The sequence below is a fragment of the Microbispora bryophytorum genome (genome assembly GCF_006874465.1).
GTDB classification, from domain to species: domain Bacteria; phylum Actinomycetota; class Actinomycetes; order Streptosporangiales; family Streptosporangiaceae; genus Microbispora; species Microbispora bryophytorum.
In genome coordinates this window covers 1-618 of record NZ_VIRL01000080.1, presented here as the reverse complement: position 1 = coordinate 618, position 618 = coordinate 1, and the positions used below count along the sequence as shown (strand labels likewise).

Below are 618 nucleotides of genomic sequence, written 5' to 3'. Positions count from 1 at the left end.
GGCAGGATCACCAGCACGTTGACCTTGGCCTGGATCAGCGACTCCACCGCGGAGATCTGCTGGTTGATGTCGTTGGTCGGCTCGACCGCCTTCAACTCCACATCGGAGTACTGCTTGGCCGCGTCCGCCGCGTTCTTGGCGATGGCGGCGATCCAGCCGTGGTCGGCGGCCGGGGCCGAAAAGCCGATGACGACCTTGTCGCCCGGGGCCTCGTTCCCGCCCGTGGCCGCGGCGGTGGCGGCAGCGGCGGCCGGCGCGCTCGCCTGCGCCGCCGGCTCGTTGCTGGTGCAGGCCGTGACGAGGGCGCCCGCGCCGAGGACGGCTCCGCCGAGGAGGAAGCCTCGGCGGCCGGGATTCTGGGTCATGTCGTTCTCCCTTGCAATGGGGGGTGGAAAAGCAGGAAAGCGAGGAAAAGGGGCGTGTGCCGCCGGGACCGCGGCCGTAGAGCGGCGGACCTGGAAGATCGGGAAAGGAGCCGGGGGTGCCGGGGGTCAGGTGTGTGAGGTGAGGCTTCGCCGCTGCAGGAGCACCGCGACGACGATGATCGCGCCCTTGGCGACGAGCTGGTCGGCCGTGTTGAGGCCGTTGAGAATGAACAGATTGGTGATCACCGTGAAG

At 69.1% G+C, this 618-nt stretch carries 1 protein-coding gene; it reads right to left on the bottom strand.

Going from position 1 to position 618, the window contains the following annotated elements; genetic code table 11:
- Positions 1 to 365 (bottom strand): substrate-binding domain-containing protein (locus FLX07_RS35915; protein ID WP_142576434.1); only part of this gene is annotated, 365 nt, incomplete at its 3' end.
- Positions 366 to 618 lie beyond the last annotated feature (253 nt).